This window comes from Nocardioides candidus (assembly GCF_041321175.1).
Classification (GTDB): domain Bacteria; phylum Actinomycetota; class Actinomycetes; order Propionibacteriales; family Nocardioidaceae; genus Nocardioides.
In genome coordinates, this window is record NZ_JBGGWC010000005.1 from 1 (window position 1) to 14,586 (window position 14,586).

Consider the following 14,586-nt stretch of genomic DNA (forward strand, 5'->3'; position numbering starts at 1 on the left):
AGCGACTTCGCGGTCATGGAGCTCTCCGCGTTGTTGGGCCGATCTCTGGATTCGGGGCGCAGCTACATCGGCCAGGTCCTCGAGCTCTCCCACCGCCTGCCCCACACCTGGGACCGCCTCCAGGCCGGGGCCGTCCCGGTCTGGAAAGCCCTCCGCATCGCCGACCACACCAGATGCCTACCGATGGATGCTGCCGCCTACGTCGACCGACACCTCGCACCCTTCGCCCCCACCATCACCTGGAACCAGATCGGGCGCCTCGTCGAAGAAGCCCTGATCCGGTTCGACCCCCAAGCCGCGGAGGAGAAGCGGAAGAACGCCGCCGAGCACCGCGGTGTCGACCTCGGTATCGACAACGTCGATGCCACCGGCATCGCCTACGGCACCACCACACTCGACGTCGAGGACGCTCTCGACCTCGAACAAGCCATCCAACGCCGCGCCAACCTCCTGGGCCAGTGCGGCGACCACGACACCCTCGACGTGCGCCGTGCCAAAGCCCTCGGCGAGCTCGCCCGCGATGACCTGATGCTCGACCTACCCCTCGCCGACCCCGTCACCGGGGAGATCACCCGGATCGTGCCCGGGCGCACCACCGAGATCGTCTACCACCTCTCCGCCGACACGGCCCTCATCCGCTGCGGCAACCGCCCCCTGCTCCCCGGCCACCTCACCGGCCACCTCACCGACATCCTCACCGGCACCCCCGCCACCACCGGGAAGGTGACGATCAGGCCCGTCCTCGACCTCGCCGGTCACCAGCCCGTGGACGCCTACGAGATCCCCGACCGGCTCCGCACCCAGGTCCAGCTCCGTGACCCCCACTGCGTCTTCCCCCACTGCGCCCAACCCGCCCAACGCTGCGACCTGGACCACATCCACCCCCACCACACCGGCGGCCCCACCTGCCCGTGCAACCTCGCCCCCCTATGCCGAGGCCACCACCGCATCAAGACCGCCCACCACGCCACCTACCAGGTCCTCCACCCCGGCACCTACCACTGGACCCTCCCCACCACCAGCTACCTCGTCGACCCCACCGGCACCCACCCCCTCACCCTCAGACCGACACCAGCGCCGAACGCCGACCCACCCCACCACTGACCACCCCGCCCCACACCCCGCCACCCAGCAGCAATGGCGGGGCTACAGGCATGTCCGACTGACGGTCTGCGGTCTGCCGTGCTCGACGGCGGGTACCCCCACTCGACGCCGACGTCGACCCGGGAGGACCCACGTGCAGAAGATCGAGCGGACCATCGTCATCGAGGGCGGAGACCCTCAGGCCATCTGGGACTACGTCTCGGACTTCACCACCACCGAGGAATGGGACCCTCCGACCCAGACCACCGAGCGGCTGAGCGGTGACGGCGGCGTCGGCACGGTCTACCGCAACGTCTCGAAGTTCCTCGGCAGCGAGACCGAGGTGACCTACACGGTGGTGGCCCACGAGCCGCCCCACCGCCTCGAGCTCGACGGCGAGACGTCCTCGGTGAAGCTGCACGACGAGATCACCGTGGAACAGGAGGGCACCGACGTCCGGGTCCACTACCGGGCGGAGTTCCATCCGCACGGGGTCGCGAAGCTGGCCGAGCCCGTGCTGCCCCTCGCGCTGAAGAAGATCGGCGACGACGCGGCGGAGCAGCTGGAGCTGTGCCTGCGCAAACTAGGCTGAGGGTCGACGGTCTGCGACGGGCCGATCCGGGCACTGAGCCGGATGGGTCCGGCCCCGGCGCACCCCTGCCCGCAGGCCGTTCGCGACCCACTGACGACGGAGGAGCAGCGATGACCGACACGCCTGACGAGACTCTCAGCGACGACGACATGACCACCGAGGCGGTCACCGGTTCGAGCCCGCAGCCCGGTGGGGACGCGGACGGCACGGACGGCGACGCCACCGACACCACCGACGGCGACGCCAGCGACAGCGACGGCACCGATGGCGACGCGAGCGACGGCGACGCGACCGACACCACCGACGGCGACGCGAGCGACGGCGACGCGACCGACACCACCGACGGCGACGCGAGCGACGGCGCCTCGGTCTGAGTGTCCGCCCTCACGCTGCTGACCGGTGACGCCCAGACCTTCCTCGCGAAGGTCTGGGCGTCTCGGATCCACCTGCACCACACCCGGCCCGACGACCTCGTCGGGCTGTTATCGCTCGCCGACGCGGACACCCTGCTGACCTCCTCGGCCATCCGCACCCCGTCGATCCGGCTGGCGAAGGACGGCGCCGTGCTGCCGGAGTCGGCCTATACCCGAGGCGCCACCCTGGCCGGGAAGCCGCTGACCGGCCTGGTCGACGCGCGCAAGGCGCTCGCGCTCTTCGACGACGGAGCGACGGTGGTCTTCCAAGGTCTCCACCGCTACTGGCCGCCTCTGACAGACCTGGTCGCCGAGCTCGAGCTCGAGCTCGGTCATCCCTGCCAGGCCAACGCCTACCTGACCCCGCCCGGGTCGCAGGGGTTCGCGGTCCACTCCGACAGCCACGACGTCTTCGTCTTCCAGACCGCCGGCGCCAAGCAGTGGGAGGTCCACGGTGATGACGGCCCCGAGGAGGTGCTGCTCGAACCGGGTATCTCGATGTACCTCCCGACCGGCACCCCGCACGCCGCCCGGGCCCAGGACTCGGTGTCGCTGCACGTGACGATCGGCATCAACCAGCTCACCTGGCGCGGCCTCGTCCGGCGCGCCCTCGGGCCGCTCCTCGACAGCGTCCCCGACACCCACCTGCCCGCCGGCTACCTCGACGACCCGGCCATGCTCGCCGAGCCGCTCGCGGACCGGCTGACGGCGCTCGCCGAGGAGGTACGGCGCCTCGACGCCGGCGCCGCGGCCGTGACCGAGGTCCGCCGGTTCCTGACCTCCCGGCCCCCGCGGCTCGGCGGCGGCCTCAGCGACGTGCTGGCCCTCCGCGACGACGTCGACGACGCGACCCTGTTGCGTCGCCGGCCCGGCCACCCGTGCGTGCTCCTCGACGACGACCACGGCCTGGCGGTGCTGCTCGGCGACCGGTCGATGACCGTCCCTGCCTGGCTGCGGCCCGCGCTCGAGGAGATCCGTGCGCGCTCGTCCTTCAGCGTCGGGGACCTCGCGGACCACCTCGACGAGCAGAGCCGGCAGGTCCTGTGCCGTCGTCTCGTGCGCGAGGGGCTCCTCGAGGTGGTGTCCTGACCCCGTGACGACCGCTCCCGCGCGCTTCTCCTGTGCGCCTGCGAGTGCGCAGCGCGACGACCCCCTGGCCGGGACAGCCACCAACGTCCGCACGTGGGTGCTGCTCGAGCACTCGGGCCCCTGGGGCCGCGACGCCCTGCTCGACGCACGCCTGCCCGACGGCCTCGGGCCTGCACTGAAGCAGCAGGCGAAGGCCTACCGCGCGAAGATCCTGCTCGTCCGACGGCCGCAGGCTCGGCGGGACCCCGAGCGGCTCAACGTCTTCGTCGCCCACGCCCACCCCCGCCGGCCACGCATCGAGCACGGCACGGTCGGCGACCTGCGCGAGGTGCTCGACCTCGATGTCACGGCGTTCACCGCGGGCGGCACGACCGGCCTGACGTCGTACGACGGCAGCCTGTTCTGCGTCTGCACGAACGGCCGCCACGACGCCTGCTGCGCGGAGTACGGCCGGCCCGTCGCGCTCGCCCTCGCCGACGCCCACCCCGAGGAGACGTGGGAGGTCTCGCACGTCGGCGGCGACCGGTTCGCCGGCAACATGGTCGTGCTGCCGGAGGGCCTCTACTACGGCCGGCTCGACCCGCAGCGGGCGATCGGCGTCGCGGGCGCCCACCTCTCCGGCGAGCTCGACCTCGACCGCCTCCGAGGTCGCTCGTCGTACCGCATGTCCGTCCAGGCCGCCGAGCACGTCTTGCGCACGCGGCTCGGTGCCACCCGGATCGACGACGTCGCGCTGACGGGCTGCACGGTCGACGGCGAGCTCACGACAGCGCGCTTCGCGATCGGGGCAGCGTCCTACGAGGTCCGGGTGCGGACGATCGTCGACCCCACCTCCGCGGCGCGGCTCACCTGTCAGGCGCTGCGCGACAACCCGGTGCCGCGCCACGAGCTGGTGTCGGTCGAGCGCACCTGACGGGGCGTCACTCCCGGTCGGGCAGCGGGAGCCGGGCCCGCAGCCACGCCACCGTGCCGCGCGCGGCTCCGCGGGCCTTCGGCCGCTCGGCGACGGGGGCGACGAGGAGGGCGCAGTCGTCGGACAGCAGCCACTTCAGCTCGTGGTAGACGCGGGAGACCGTCTCGTCCGTCTCGACGAGGAGCAGCCCCGGACCCGCCACGACGATCTCGCGCCACGGTCCTGGCGTGCCCTGCACAGCGGCGACCTGCGCCGGGTCGCCGAGCCATGCGAGACAGACACGCATCCGGCTAGTGCGCCGCCTCGTGCCAGCTCGCCCCGGTGCCGACGGAGACGTCGAGCGGCACGGCCAGGTCGGCCGCTCCGCCCATCCGCTCGCGGACGACGGCCTCGAGCGCCTCGCGCTCCCCGGTCGCGACCTCGAAGACGAGCTCGTCGTGGACCTGGAGGAGCATCCGCGACCGCAGCCCCTCCTCCTCGATCGCGCGCTGGGTGTGCAGCATGGCGACCTTGATCAGGTCGGCGGCGGAGCCCTGGATGGGCGCGTTCAGGGCCATCCGCTCCGCCATCTCGCGACGCATCCGGTTGTCGCTCGTGAGGTCGGGCAGGTAGCGCCGGCGACCCATGATCGTCTCGGTGAAGCCGGTGCGACGCGCCTCGTCGACCACGCCGCCCAGGTAGTCGCGGATGCCGCCGAAGGTCTCGAAGTACTCGTCCATCAACCCCCGCGCCTCTCCCGGCTCGATGCCGAGCTGCTGCCCGAGACCGAAGGCGGACAGCCCGTAGGCGAGGCCGTAGTTCATCGCCTTGATCTTCGCCCGCATCTCCGAGGTGACGTCCTCGGGGGCGACGTCGAAGACCCGCGAGGCGGTGATCGAGTGGAAGTCGTGTCCCGACCGGAAGGCCTCGATCAGCAGCTTGTCCTCGGACAGGTGCGCCATGATGCGCATCTCGATCTGGCTGTAGTCGGCGGTCATCAGGGACTCGTAGCCCGCGCCGACGACGAACCCCTCGCGGATCCGCCGCCCCTCCTCGGTGCGCACCGGGATGTTCTGCAGGTTGGGCTCGGTGCTGGAGAGCCGACCCGTCGCGGCGATCATCTGGTTGAACGTCGTGTGGATGCGGCCGTCGGGCTGCACGGTCTTGAGGAGGCCCTCGATGGTCTGGCGCAGCCTGCTGACGTCGCGGTGGCGGAGCAGGTGGAGCAGGAACGGGTGCTCGGTCTTCGCGTAGAGCCCCTGGAGGGCGTCGGCGTCGGTCGTGTAGCCGGTCTTGGTGCGCTTGGTCTTCGGCATGCCGAGCTCGTCGAAGAGCACGACCTGCAGCTGCTTGGGAGAGCCGAGGTTGATCTCCTTGCCGATGACGGCGAACGCCTCCTCGGCCGCGTTGCGCACCTCGTCGCCGAAGTGGCCCTCCAGCGAGGTGAGGTGGTCGTGGTCGACCGCGATGCCGGTCTGCTCCATGTGGGCGAGCAGGTGCACCAGCGGCAGCTCGACCTCGGTCAGCAGCTGCGACCCGCCGGCCCGCTCGAGCTCGCCCTCGAGCGCCGTCGACAGGTCGACCACCGCACGGGCGTAGAGCATCGCGGTCGAGGCGAGGTCGGCGCCGTCGTCGAAGAGCGCGCCCTGGTCGCCGTCGGACTCGCCCTTCAGCTCGCGGCGCAGGTAGCGCAGGGTCAGGTCGGCCAGGTCGTAGGACCGCTGGTCGGGCTGGGCGAGGTACGCCGTCAGCGCGGTGTCACTCACCACGCCGGCCAGCCGCCAGCCATGGGCGGCGAGGGCGAGCTCGGGACCCTTGGCGTCGTGCAGGATCTTCGGGCTGCCCGCATCGGCCAGCCAGTCGGCGAGCGCCGACTCGTCGTCGGGGCCGAGACCGGCCACGTCGACGTACGCCGCCTGGCCCTCCGCCGTGGCGAGGCCGAGCCCGTCGACCACGCCGCTGCCGGCCGCCCAGCTGCCGCGGACGTGCAGGCCGACGACCTGGTCACCGAGGCCGTCGAGGAAGCCCGCGACCTCACCGCTGCCCAGCGTGCGCCCCTCGAGTTCGAACCCGCCCTCCTCGAGCGGCTCCTCGCCGGCGAGGGTGTCCATCGTGCGGGTGCGGAGCTCACCGCGGAACTCGAGCTCGTCGAAGAGCTCCAGCGCGGCCTGGCGGTCCCACGGCTGCAGCGCCATCTCGGAGGGCCGCAGGGGCAGCTCGAGGTCGGTGACGAGCGCGTTGAGGCGCCGGTTGCGGATCACGTCGCCGAGGTGCTCGCGCAGTGCCTCGCCCTTCTTGCCGGTGATCTCGTCGGCGTGGGCGATGACGTTGTCGAGACCGTCGTAGGTGTTGAGCCACTTCGCGGCGAACCCCTGGCCCACGCCCGGCACGCCCGGCAGGTTGTCCGAGGTCTCGCCCACGATCGCGGCCAGCTCGGGGTAGCGCTGGGGCGGGACGCCGTACTTCTCCTGGACGGCGGCCGGCGTCATCCGGGCCAGGTCGGAGACACCGCGCATCGGGTAGAGCACCGTCGAGCGCTCGGTGACGAGCTGCAGCGAGTCTCGGTCGCCGGTGAGGATCAGCACCTCCATGTCGGCCGTCTCGTCGGCGAGGGCCTGCGTGACCAGGGTGGCGATGATGTCGTCGGCCTCGTAGCCCTCGGCCGTGAGGTAGGGGATCGAGAAGGCGTCGAGCACGCGCTGGATCAGCGGCAGCTGGCTGCTGAACTCGGTCGGCGTCTTGTTGCGCTTCGCCTTGTACTCCGAGTACTCGGCCAGCCGGAACGTCTGCCGCGAGAGGTCGAACGCGACGGCGACGTGCGTCGGCTGCTCGTCGCGCAGCACGTTGACGAGCATCGAGGTGAAGCCGTAGACCGCATTGGTGTTCTGACCGGTGGCCGTCGAGAAGTTCTCCACCGGCAACGCGAAGAACGCCCGGTAGGCCAGGGAGTGACCGTCGAGGAGCAACAGGCGGGGGCGGGTCTCAGGCACTCACCGACTCTATCCATGCCCGCCGACACGCTCTCCCGGGCCGGTGGGGAGAATGGGGCCATGTCGTACGAGAACCTGGGTGGCCTCAACGAGAAGCTCGGCATCGAGCTCGTCGAGATGTCGGCCGAGCGCATGGTGGGCACGATGCCGGTGGAGGGCAACACCCAGCCCTACGGCCTGCTGCACGGCGGGGCGTCCGTCGCCCTGGCGGAGACGCTCGGGTCGATGGGATCGGCCCTGCACGCGGAGCAGTACGGCAAGGTGCCGGTCGGCGTGGACATCAACGCCACCCACCACCGTTCGGCGACCTCGGGCATCGTCATGGGCACCGCGACCGCGATCCACCTCGGCCGGACGAGCGCGGCCTACGAGATCGTCATCACCGACGAGGCCGGGAAGCGGGTCTGCACCTCGCGCATCACCTGCGCGCTCATCGACCCTCGGTAGACCGGTCGCGCTAGGGCAGCTGCACCTGGTCGGGGCCCGTGCCGCGGATACGGCGCTGGTTGCGGCGGCGGGTGACGAGCGCGCGCGGCGTCGTGCGGGGTGCCCCCGGGGCGCTCGGCGTGATCCGGGAGCGGAGGACTGCGGTCGGCGCCATCCGCACCGTCGCGACGGGCGCGAGACCGAGCCGCGCCATGAAGCGGTTCGCGTCGCGCGAGGTGGCCGGCACCGCGGTGGAGACGTGCAGGACGCCGTTCTCCTCGGCGAACGCGACGGCCGCCTCCATCAGGGTGCGTCCGACCCCGCGGCGGCGGAACTCGTCGAACACCCGCGGCTGGATGGACTGCACACACGGCTCGAGGCTCAACGGCGACACCGTGGTCAGGCGGAGGAAGACGCCGCCCGCGATCCGGCCGTCGAGCTCGACCACCACGAAGCGCTGCTCGGGCGAGGCGGCCGCCCCCTTGATCACCAGCTCGAGGTCGGCGACCTGCTCGGCGCGATCACCCCGGCGGACGACGTCGGACCACAGGTCGGCGAGCACGGGCGCGTCCTCGCGACACGCGATGCGGGCGGTCAGTCCGGGCCTGCTCATGGGGGTCTCCTCGCTGGTCGTCGGCCCACCTTACGCTCGCCGGGGGTGGAGGCGACAGGGAAGGTTGGGAAGGCCTACAGTGCCGCCATGCAGATGTCGCGCTTCACCGCCCTGTCCGTCTCGGTCCTCACCGCGCTCGCCCTCACCAGCTGTGGCAGCAGCGAGAGCAGCAAGACGTCGACGGGTGCGGATGTCGTCAAGAAGGACACGCTCACGGTCTGTTCCGACGTGCCTTACCCGCCCTTCGAGGACTTCGACAAGTCCAGCGACACTGGCTTCAAGGGCTTCGACATCGACATCATGAGCGAGATCGCAAACCGCCTCGACCTCGACCTCGTCATCAAGGACTCCTCCTTCGACGGCCTCCAGAGCGGCGCTTCGCTCAACTCGGGTCAGTGCGACGTGGCCGCGTCGGCGATGACGATCACCGACGACCGCGAGGCGGCGCTCGACTTCACCGACGGCTACTACGACTCCAAGCAGTCGCTCCTCGTGCCCGCCGGCAGCGACATCGCTTCGATCGACGACCTCGACGGCAAGAAGGTCGGCGTGCAGAAGGCAACCACCGGCAAGACCTACGCCGAGGAGAACGCCTCCGGTGCCGACATCATCGACTTCCCGAGCGATGCTGAGATGTACGCCGCGATCAAGGCCGGCCAGGTCGACGCGCTGCTCCAGGACCTGCCGGTCAACCTCGACCACACCAAGGACGGCAAGTACGAGGTTGTCGAGACCTACGACACCGAGGAGCAGTACGGCTTCGCCGTGAAGACCGGCAACTCCCTCGTCGACGACCTCAACGGGGCGCTGGAGGACATGCGCAGCGACGGCACCTACGACGAGATCTACAACAAGTACTTCCAGGTCAACTGACACTCGACGGTCGGTCGAGCCATGAAACGCACGACGAAGCGACGCCTGTCGCTGATCGCGCTCAACTCCACGGTGGTGCTCATCATCGTGGTCCTGGGCCTCCTCACGGACTGGGAGACGGTCAAGGCGCAGTTCTGGAAGCCCGAGGCGGTCTCCTTCAGCGGAGGCACGTGGGGAGACCTGATCACCACCGGTGCGGTGAACACGATCAAGTACACGGCGATCGCCTTCGCCGGGGGACTGAGTCTCGGCCTCCTGCTCGCCCTGATGCGTCTGTCCCCGATCGCGTCCCTGCGGTGGCTCGCGACCATCTACGTCGAATTCTTCCGGGGGCTGCCCGCGCTGGTGGTGATCATCCTGATGGGGTTCGGCGTCCCGCTCGCCTTCCAGTGGCAGCCTCCCGGTGGCCTCGTGGGTGCTGGCCTGATCGCGCTGGTCCTCGTTGCGAGCGCCTACATGGCAGAGACCTTGCGCGCCGGGATCCAGGCTGTCCCGAAGGGACAGACCGAAGCGGCGAGGTCCTTGGGGATGGGCTCGTTGTCGACCACGGTGCGCGTCGTGCTCCCGCAGGCGTTCCGGGTGGTCATCCCGCCGTTGACCAACGAGTTCGTCCTTCTCATCAAGGACACCGCGCTGCTGTCGGTCATCGGCGCGGAGCCGGCCCAGCGCGAGCTCACCACGCTCGCCCGTGACCTCCAATCGTCCGGCGTCTCGACCGGCAGCTCGACGACGTTGGTGCAGGCGGCACTGATCTACCTGGCCATCACCTTGCCGCTCACCCAGCTCGTCGCCTGGCTCGAGCGCCGTCAGAGAAGGGCATCGCGATGACCGCCAGATCCGCACCCCGCACCGACGTACCCGCCATCCAGGTCCAGGGGCTGCACAAGTACTTCGGCGACAACGAGGTGCTCAAGGGCATCGACTTCCACGTCAACAGCGGCGAGGTGGTCTGTGTGATCGGCCCGTCGGGGTCGGGCAAGTCGACCCTGCTGCGCTGCGTCAACCGGCTCGAGGAGCCGACCGAGGGCCAGATCCTCGTGGAGGGCATCGACATCTGCGACCCCGAGGTCGACCTCGACGACGTGCGCTCGCGGATCGGCATGGTCTTCCAGCAGTTCAACCTCTTCCCGCACCTCGACGTGCTGAAGAACCTCACGCTCGCCCAACGCACCGTGCGCGGTCGCAGCAAGGACGAAGCCGTGCAGATCGCCCGGCAGAACCTCGAGAAGGTCGGCCTCAGCGAGAAGGAGGCTGCCTACCCCGCGCACCTCTCCGGTGGTCAGCAGCAGCGCGTCGCGATCGCACGCGCCCTCTCGATGGACCCCGACATGATGCTGTTCGACGAGCCCACCAGCGCGCTCGACCCCGAGCTGGTGGGCGACGTGCTCGACGTCATGAAGGCGCTCGCCTCGGAGGGCATGACGATGATGGTCGTCACCCACGAGATGGGTTTCGCCCGCGAGGTCGGCAACAAGCTGGTCTTCATGGACGGCGGCGTCGTCGTCGAGGAGGGCGTGCCGAGCGAGGTGCTGTCCTCACCCCAGCACGAGCGCACGCAGGCCTTCTTGTCGAAGGTGCTCTAGCCGCCGTACGGCGTCAGATGTCGCCGCCGAGGTAGGCGGCCTTGACCGCCGGGTCGGCCGACAGCTCGGCGCCCGTGCCGGTGCGCACGATCTCGCCGGTCTCGAGGATGTGTGCGGTGTTGGAGCGCTTGAGCGCCTGCGCGGCGTTCTGCTCGACCAGGAGCACCGTGGTGCCCTGCTGGTTGATCTCGGTGATGATCGTGAAGATCTGCTGGATGAGCTTCGGCGCGAGGCCCATCGACGGCTCGTCGAGCAGCACGAGACGGGGTCGCGCCATCAGGGCCCGCCCGATCGCGAGCATCTGCTGCTCTCCGCCCGACATCGATCCGGCGGCCTGCTTCTCCCGCTCCTTGAGGCGCGGGAAGAGCGTGAAGACGCGGTCGAGGTCGTCCCTGTAGTCCTTGCTCTTCCGGTCCTTGCGCAGGAACGCTCCCATGTCGAGGTTCTCCAGCACCGTCATGCCGGGGAAGCAGCCACGGCCTTCCGGCGACTGGCTGATGCCTCGCTTCACGCGCTCGTACGGCGGCAGGTGGGTGATGTCCTCACCGTCGAACTTCACGGTGCCGCCGCGCACCTTGCGCAGGCCCGAGAGCGTCTTGAGCGTGGTGGTCTTGCCGGCGCCGTTGGCGCCCACGAGCGACGTCACCGTGCCGGCCTCGACCGAGAACGAGATCCCGCGGATCGCCTCGATGTGGCCGTAGTTGACCTGGAGGCCCTCCACCTCAAGAAGCATCTTCTTCATCCACTCCCAGGTAGGCGGCGATGACCGCCGGGTTGTCGCGGATCTCCGCCGGGCTGCCCTCGGCGATCTTCTTGCCGAACTCCAGCACCACGATCCGGTCGGTGACTCCCATGACGAGCCGCATGTCGTGCTCGATGAGCAGCACGGTGTAGCCCTCGTCGCGCACCTTGCGGATGAGCTCCATGAGCTTGGCCTTCTCGGCCGGGTTGAAGCCCGCGGCGGGCTCGTCGAGGCAGAGCAGCTTGGGTCCGGTCGCCATCGCGCGGGCGATCTCGAGACGGCGCTGGTCGCCGTAGGACAGGTTGGCAGCCAGCTCGTCGGGTCGGGCCTTGATGCCGACGAGCGCAAGGAGCCTCATGGCCTCCTCGCGCGACGCGGCCTCGGTGCGCCGGTGGCGGGGCGTGCGCAGCAGCGCGTCCCAGAAGCCGACCTTGCTGTGGGCATCCGTACCGACCATGACGTTCTCGAGCACGGTCATCGACTTGAAGAGCCGGATGTTCTGGAACGTGCGGGCCATGCCGAGCTTGGTGATCTTGTAGCGCTTCATCTTCGCCAGGCGAGCGCCGTCGAAGCGGATCTCGCCCGAGGTGACCTGGTAGACCCCGGTCATCGCGTTGAAGCAGGTCGTCTTGCCCGCGCCGTTGGGCCCGATCAGGCCGAGGATCTCGCCCTCACGGATCTCGAAGCTGACCTGGTCGAGCGCGGTCAGGCCACCGAAGCGGAGGGTGACGTTGTCGACCTCGAGCAGTGCCTTGTGCTCAGGCATGCGATCCCTCCTCGTCGAGCTCGCCCTCTTCGAGGGCCTCGATCTCGGCTTCCGCCGCCTTCCTCCGTCTCGTCCGCCTCGGTGGCAGCAGACCCTCGGGCCGCCAGATCGCCAGCAGCGTCAGCGCGAGTCCGAAGATCAGGTAGCGATACTCGTTGATGTCGCGGAACCGGTCGGGCAGGTAGGCCACGAGCGCGCCGCCGAGGATCGCGCCCCACCGGTTGCCCGATCCGCCGACGACGACCGCAGCGACGAAGAGGATCGAGTAGAGCAGCAGGAAACTCTGGGGGTTGATGTAGCCCGACTGCCCGCTGGCGTAGAACGACCCCGACAGACCGCCGATCGCGGCACCGAGGGCGAACGCCATCAGCTTGAAGCGGAACGTCGGCACGCCCATGAGCTCGGCCGCGTCCTCGTCCTCGCGGGTCGCCTCCCAGGCCCGGCCGACCCGGCTGCTCTTGATGAGCCGGTCGCCCAGGAACACCAGGATCAGCGCCGTGAGCAGGAGCCAGTAGTAGGGGATCGCGTCCCCCGACCCGAAGATCAGGAAGCTGGTCGGGTGCTCGTGGTCGAGGTGCGGGACCAAGCCGTCCCAGACGACGCGGGGAATCTGGAAGATGCCCTTCTCGCTGGGATCGATGAAGGGGCCCTCGGGGTTCGGGCCGATGCTGTTGGGGTGCGCGATGTCCTTGATGCCGGCCGCCGCCCCGAGCCACTCGACGTTGGTCACCGTGATCCGGATGATCTCTCCGAACCCGAGGGTGACGATGGCGAGGTAGTCGCCCCGCACGCGCAGCGTCGGTGCGCCGAGGATCACGCCGGTCACCATCGTGACGGCGATCGAGACCGGCAGCACCAGGAAGAACGGCCAGCTGCCGTGGTAGGCGGTGAGCACCGCGGTCGTGTAGGCCCCGACCGCGTAGAACCCGATGTAACCGAGGTCGAGCAGACCGGCGTAGCCGATCACGATGTTGAGACCGAGGGCGACCAGCGCGTAGGCGGCCACGCCGAACATCACTCCACCGAAGTCGATGCTGTTGGTGGTGATCAACGGCGGCCGCAACAGCGGCAGGGCATAGGCCAGGAAGACCATCGCGAGGACGAAGATCGCCTTCAGGTACCACGGCTGGCGGTTGTAGCGGTCGACGAAGTCGTCCCAGCGCTCGCCGGCCCGCCGCATGACGTCTGCTGCGCTCGCCATCACGCACGCGCCTTTCCGAGCGACTCACCGAGGAGACCGGAGGGTCGGACCAGGAGGATGAGCACCAGTAGGACGAACGCCACGACGTCTTGCCACTTGGAGCCGAACAATGCGGATCCGTAGCTCTCGGCGACGCCGAGGACCAGCCCGCCGAGCAGCGCGCCCCGCAGGTTGCCGATGCCGCCCAGCACTGCCGCGGTGAACGCCTTCACGCCGAGGATGAACCCGCTGTTCTGGCGCGTCGACCCGATGCGGAGCATGTAGAGCGTGGCTGCCGCGCCGGCCATGAGGCCACCGACGAGGAAGGTCACCTGGATGACCCGCGTCGAGTTCACGCCCATCAGGGCGGCGGACTCCGGGTCCTGGGCGACGGCGCGGATGCCCCGACCGAACTTGGTGCGGCGCACGAAGAGATCGAGGGCGACCATCATCAGCAGCGCCGACGCGACGACCACGATGTCGACGTCCGACACGCGGTAGCCGCCGATCTCGAACAGCCGGTGCGGCCGGATGGTGACCGGGTTGGTGTAGATGTCACGCGCCTTGCGGACGTAGTCGATCAGCTTCTCGCGCAGGCCCACCGACTCGTTGATGGGCGACAGCAGGCCGAGGGTCTTGCAGATCATGTAGGCGAGGACGATCGACACGACGACGATCGGGCCGCTGCGGACCGCACGGGCGCTCTCGACGAGACCTGTCGGCTCCTCCCCCGCCGTCGCCGCCTGTTGCCGCGTCGCGATGACGAAGACGATGACCGTCGCGATGACGAAGCCGATGAGGACCGACACCAGCATCCCGGGAAGGAGGTCGGAGAGCAGGTCACGCACGCCCATCGCCTCGGACAGCGCGAACGAGGCTCCGATGGCGGAGATCAGCGCGATGAGCTTCGGTGCGTTCTTGTTGAGCAGCGGTCGGTACGCCACCCGCTCCAGGAGCAGCGCGATCGAGGCCGAGAGCAGCATCGCTGCCAGGAGCGCGAGCAGCAGGACGGGAAGTGCCCTCCACAGGCTCCAGGTGACCTGGTCGGTGCCGTGCACGAAGACGAAGGTCCACGCGACGGCGAACGTGCCGTACATGAAGACTTCGGAGTGCGCGAAGTTGATGAGCTGGAGAACGCCGTAGACCATCGTGTAGCCCAGCGCCACGAGCGCGTAGATGGATCCGAAGACCAGGCCGCCGATGGTGAAGGCGAGAATGTTGTCGAACAGGAGTTGAAAGTGCAAGGCGCTCTCCCCTAGCTTCCCTCGCTCGGTTGATCACGCTGCGGCCGAGGGCGGGTGCCCTCGGCCGCAGCAGGTGACGACTGACAGTGCGTCAGACGCG

16 protein-coding genes are annotated in these 14,586 nt (G+C 69.5%); 9 read left to right on the forward strand and 7 right to left on the reverse strand.

The features are described from left to right. The 5 genes from ACAX67_RS19385 to ACAX67_RS19405 all read left to right on the forward strand — a co-directional run. The coding region (locus ACAX67_RS19385; RefSeq protein ID WP_370705538.1) for an HNH endonuclease signature motif containing protein at positions 1-1,104 on the forward strand (1,104 nt) is incomplete at its 5' end. Between the two features lie 133 nt (positions 1,105-1,237). Beyond that, on the forward strand, positions 1,238-1,675 hold the full coding sequence (locus ACAX67_RS19390) for an SRPBCC family protein (RefSeq protein ID WP_370705539.1): 438 nt from the start codon (positions 1,238-1,240) through the stop codon (positions 1,673-1,675). A gap of 110 nt (positions 1,676-1,785) precedes the next feature. Continuing rightward, entirely contained in the window at positions 1,786-2,049 is a 264-nt protein-coding gene (locus tag ACAX67_RS19395) for a hypothetical protein (RefSeq protein WP_370705540.1), read from the forward strand. Continuing rightward, the gene (locus ACAX67_RS19400; RefSeq protein ID WP_370705541.1) at positions 2,050-3,177 is read left to right on the forward strand and encodes a cupin domain-containing protein; all 1,128 of its coding nucleotides are present in this window, start codon (positions 2,050-2,052) and stop codon (positions 3,175-3,177) included. 4 nt (positions 3,178-3,181) lie between these two features. Beyond that, complete coding sequence (locus tag ACAX67_RS19405) at positions 3,182-4,090, forward strand: ferredoxin family protein (protein WP_370705542.1); 909 nt, start codon at positions 3,182-3,184, stop codon at positions 4,088-4,090. 7 nt (positions 4,091-4,097) lie between these two features. Here the strand turns inward: ACAX67_RS19405 and ACAX67_RS19410 are convergent, their stop codons facing one another. Together ACAX67_RS19410 and polA are read right to left on the reverse strand one after the other, a co-directional pair. Then, positions 4,098-4,376, reverse strand: a complete 279-nt coding sequence (locus tag ACAX67_RS19410; protein ID WP_370705543.1) for a hypothetical protein — start codon at positions 4,374-4,376, stop codon at positions 4,098-4,100. A 4-nt stretch (positions 4,377-4,380) separates the two neighbouring features. After that, the gene (gene polA, locus ACAX67_RS19415; protein ID WP_370705544.1) at positions 4,381-7,059 is read right to left on the reverse strand and encodes a DNA polymerase I; all 2,679 of its coding nucleotides are present in this window, start codon (positions 7,057-7,059) and stop codon (positions 4,381-4,383) included. Positions 7,060-7,119: 60 nt separating this feature from the next. Here polA and ACAX67_RS19420 point away from each other — a divergent pair, with 60 nt between their 5' ends. After that, on the forward strand, positions 7,120-7,506 hold the full coding sequence (locus tag ACAX67_RS19420) for a hotdog fold thioesterase (protein ID WP_370705545.1): 387 nt from the start codon (positions 7,120-7,122) through the stop codon (positions 7,504-7,506). A 10-nt stretch (positions 7,507-7,516) separates the two neighbouring features. Here ACAX67_RS19420 and ACAX67_RS19425 read toward each other — a convergent pair whose 3' ends face one another. After that, positions 7,517-8,098, reverse strand: a complete 582-nt coding sequence (locus ACAX67_RS19425; protein ID WP_370705546.1) for a GNAT family N-acetyltransferase — start codon at positions 8,096-8,098, stop codon at positions 7,517-7,519. An 87-nt stretch (positions 8,099-8,185) separates the two neighbouring features. Here ACAX67_RS19425 and ACAX67_RS19430 point away from each other — a divergent pair, with 87 nt between their 5' ends. The 3 genes from ACAX67_RS19430 to ACAX67_RS19440 are packed head-to-tail and all read left to right on the forward strand — an operon-like array spanning position 8,186 to position 10,554. After that, complete coding sequence (locus tag ACAX67_RS19430) at positions 8,186-8,971, forward strand: ABC transporter substrate-binding protein (RefSeq protein ID WP_370705547.1); 786 nt, start codon at positions 8,186-8,188, stop codon at positions 8,969-8,971. A 21-nt stretch (positions 8,972-8,992) separates the two neighbouring features. Continuing rightward, on the forward strand, positions 8,993-9,799 hold the full coding sequence (locus tag ACAX67_RS19435) for an amino acid ABC transporter permease (RefSeq protein WP_370705548.1): 807 nt from the start codon (positions 8,993-8,995) through the stop codon (positions 9,797-9,799). Next, positions 9,796-10,554 (forward strand): amino acid ABC transporter ATP-binding protein, encoded by a 759-nt coding sequence (locus ACAX67_RS19440; RefSeq protein WP_370705549.1) that lies wholly within the window; start codon positions 9,796-9,798, stop codon positions 10,552-10,554. Before ACAX67_RS19435 ends, ACAX67_RS19440 begins: the two co-directional genes overlap by 4 nt. A 13-nt stretch (positions 10,555-10,567) precedes the next feature. On the opposite strand, the gene ACAX67_RS19445 is transcribed toward ACAX67_RS19440, so the two are convergent. The 4 genes from ACAX67_RS19445 to ACAX67_RS19460 are packed head-to-tail and all read right to left on the reverse strand — an operon-like array spanning position 10,568 to position 14,486. Further along, on the reverse strand, positions 10,568-11,287 hold the full coding sequence (locus ACAX67_RS19445; RefSeq protein ID WP_370705550.1) for an ABC transporter ATP-binding protein: 720 nt from the start codon (positions 11,285-11,287) through the stop codon (positions 10,568-10,570). After that, the gene (locus tag ACAX67_RS19450) at positions 11,277-12,062 is read right to left on the reverse strand and encodes an ABC transporter ATP-binding protein (protein ID WP_370705551.1); all 786 of its coding nucleotides are present in this window, start codon (positions 12,060-12,062) and stop codon (positions 11,277-11,279) included. Before ACAX67_RS19450 ends, ACAX67_RS19445 begins: the two co-directional genes overlap by 11 nt. Continuing rightward, positions 12,055-13,263 carry a branched-chain amino acid ABC transporter permease gene (locus ACAX67_RS19455; RefSeq protein ID WP_370705552.1) on the reverse strand — a complete coding sequence of 403 codons (1,209 nt, stop codon included), beginning with the start codon at positions 13,261-13,263 and terminating at the stop codon, positions 12,055-12,057. Before ACAX67_RS19455 ends, ACAX67_RS19450 begins: the two co-directional genes overlap by 8 nt. Beyond that, positions 13,263-14,486, reverse strand: a complete 1,224-nt coding sequence (locus ACAX67_RS19460; protein WP_370705553.1) for a branched-chain amino acid ABC transporter permease — start codon at positions 14,484-14,486, stop codon at positions 13,263-13,265. The genes ACAX67_RS19455 and ACAX67_RS19460 overlap by 1 nt, the downstream gene beginning before the upstream one ends. Positions 14,487-14,586 lie beyond the last annotated feature (100 nt).

Excerpts from the sequence above, each read along its gene's own strand:
- ACAX67_RS19395 (WP_370705540.1), top strand. The coding sequence starts at position 1,786 with ATGACCGACACGCCTGACGAGACTCTCAGCGACGACGACATGACCACC.
- ACAX67_RS19410 (WP_370705543.1), bottom strand. The coding sequence starts at position 4,376 with ATGCGTGTCTGTCTCGCATGGCTCGGCGACCCGGCGCAGGTCGCCGCT.
- ACAX67_RS19420 (WP_370705545.1), top strand. The coding sequence starts at position 7,120 with ATGTCGTACGAGAACCTGGGTGGCCTCAACGAGAAGCTCGGCATCGAG.
- ACAX67_RS19425 (WP_370705546.1), bottom strand. The coding sequence starts at position 8,098 with ATGAGCAGGCCCGGACTGACCGCCCGCATCGCGTGTCGCGAGGACGCG.
- ACAX67_RS19430 (WP_370705547.1), top strand. The coding sequence starts at position 8,186 with ATGCAGATGTCGCGCTTCACCGCCCTGTCCGTCTCGGTCCTCACCGCG.
- ACAX67_RS19435 (WP_370705548.1), top strand. The coding sequence starts at position 8,993 with ATGAAACGCACGACGAAGCGACGCCTGTCGCTGATCGCGCTCAACTCC.
- ACAX67_RS19440 (WP_370705549.1), top strand. The coding sequence starts at position 9,796 with ATGACCGCCAGATCCGCACCCCGCACCGACGTACCCGCCATCCAGGTC.
- ACAX67_RS19445 (WP_370705550.1), bottom strand. The coding sequence starts at position 11,287 with ATGCTTCTTGAGGTGGAGGGCCTCCAGGTCAACTACGGCCACATCGAG.
- ACAX67_RS19450 (WP_370705551.1), bottom strand. The coding sequence starts at position 12,062 with ATGCCTGAGCACAAGGCACTGCTCGAGGTCGACAACGTCACCCTCCGC.
- ACAX67_RS19455 (WP_370705552.1), bottom strand. The coding sequence starts at position 13,263 with ATGGCGAGCGCAGCAGACGTCATGCGGCGGGCCGGCGAGCGCTGGGAC.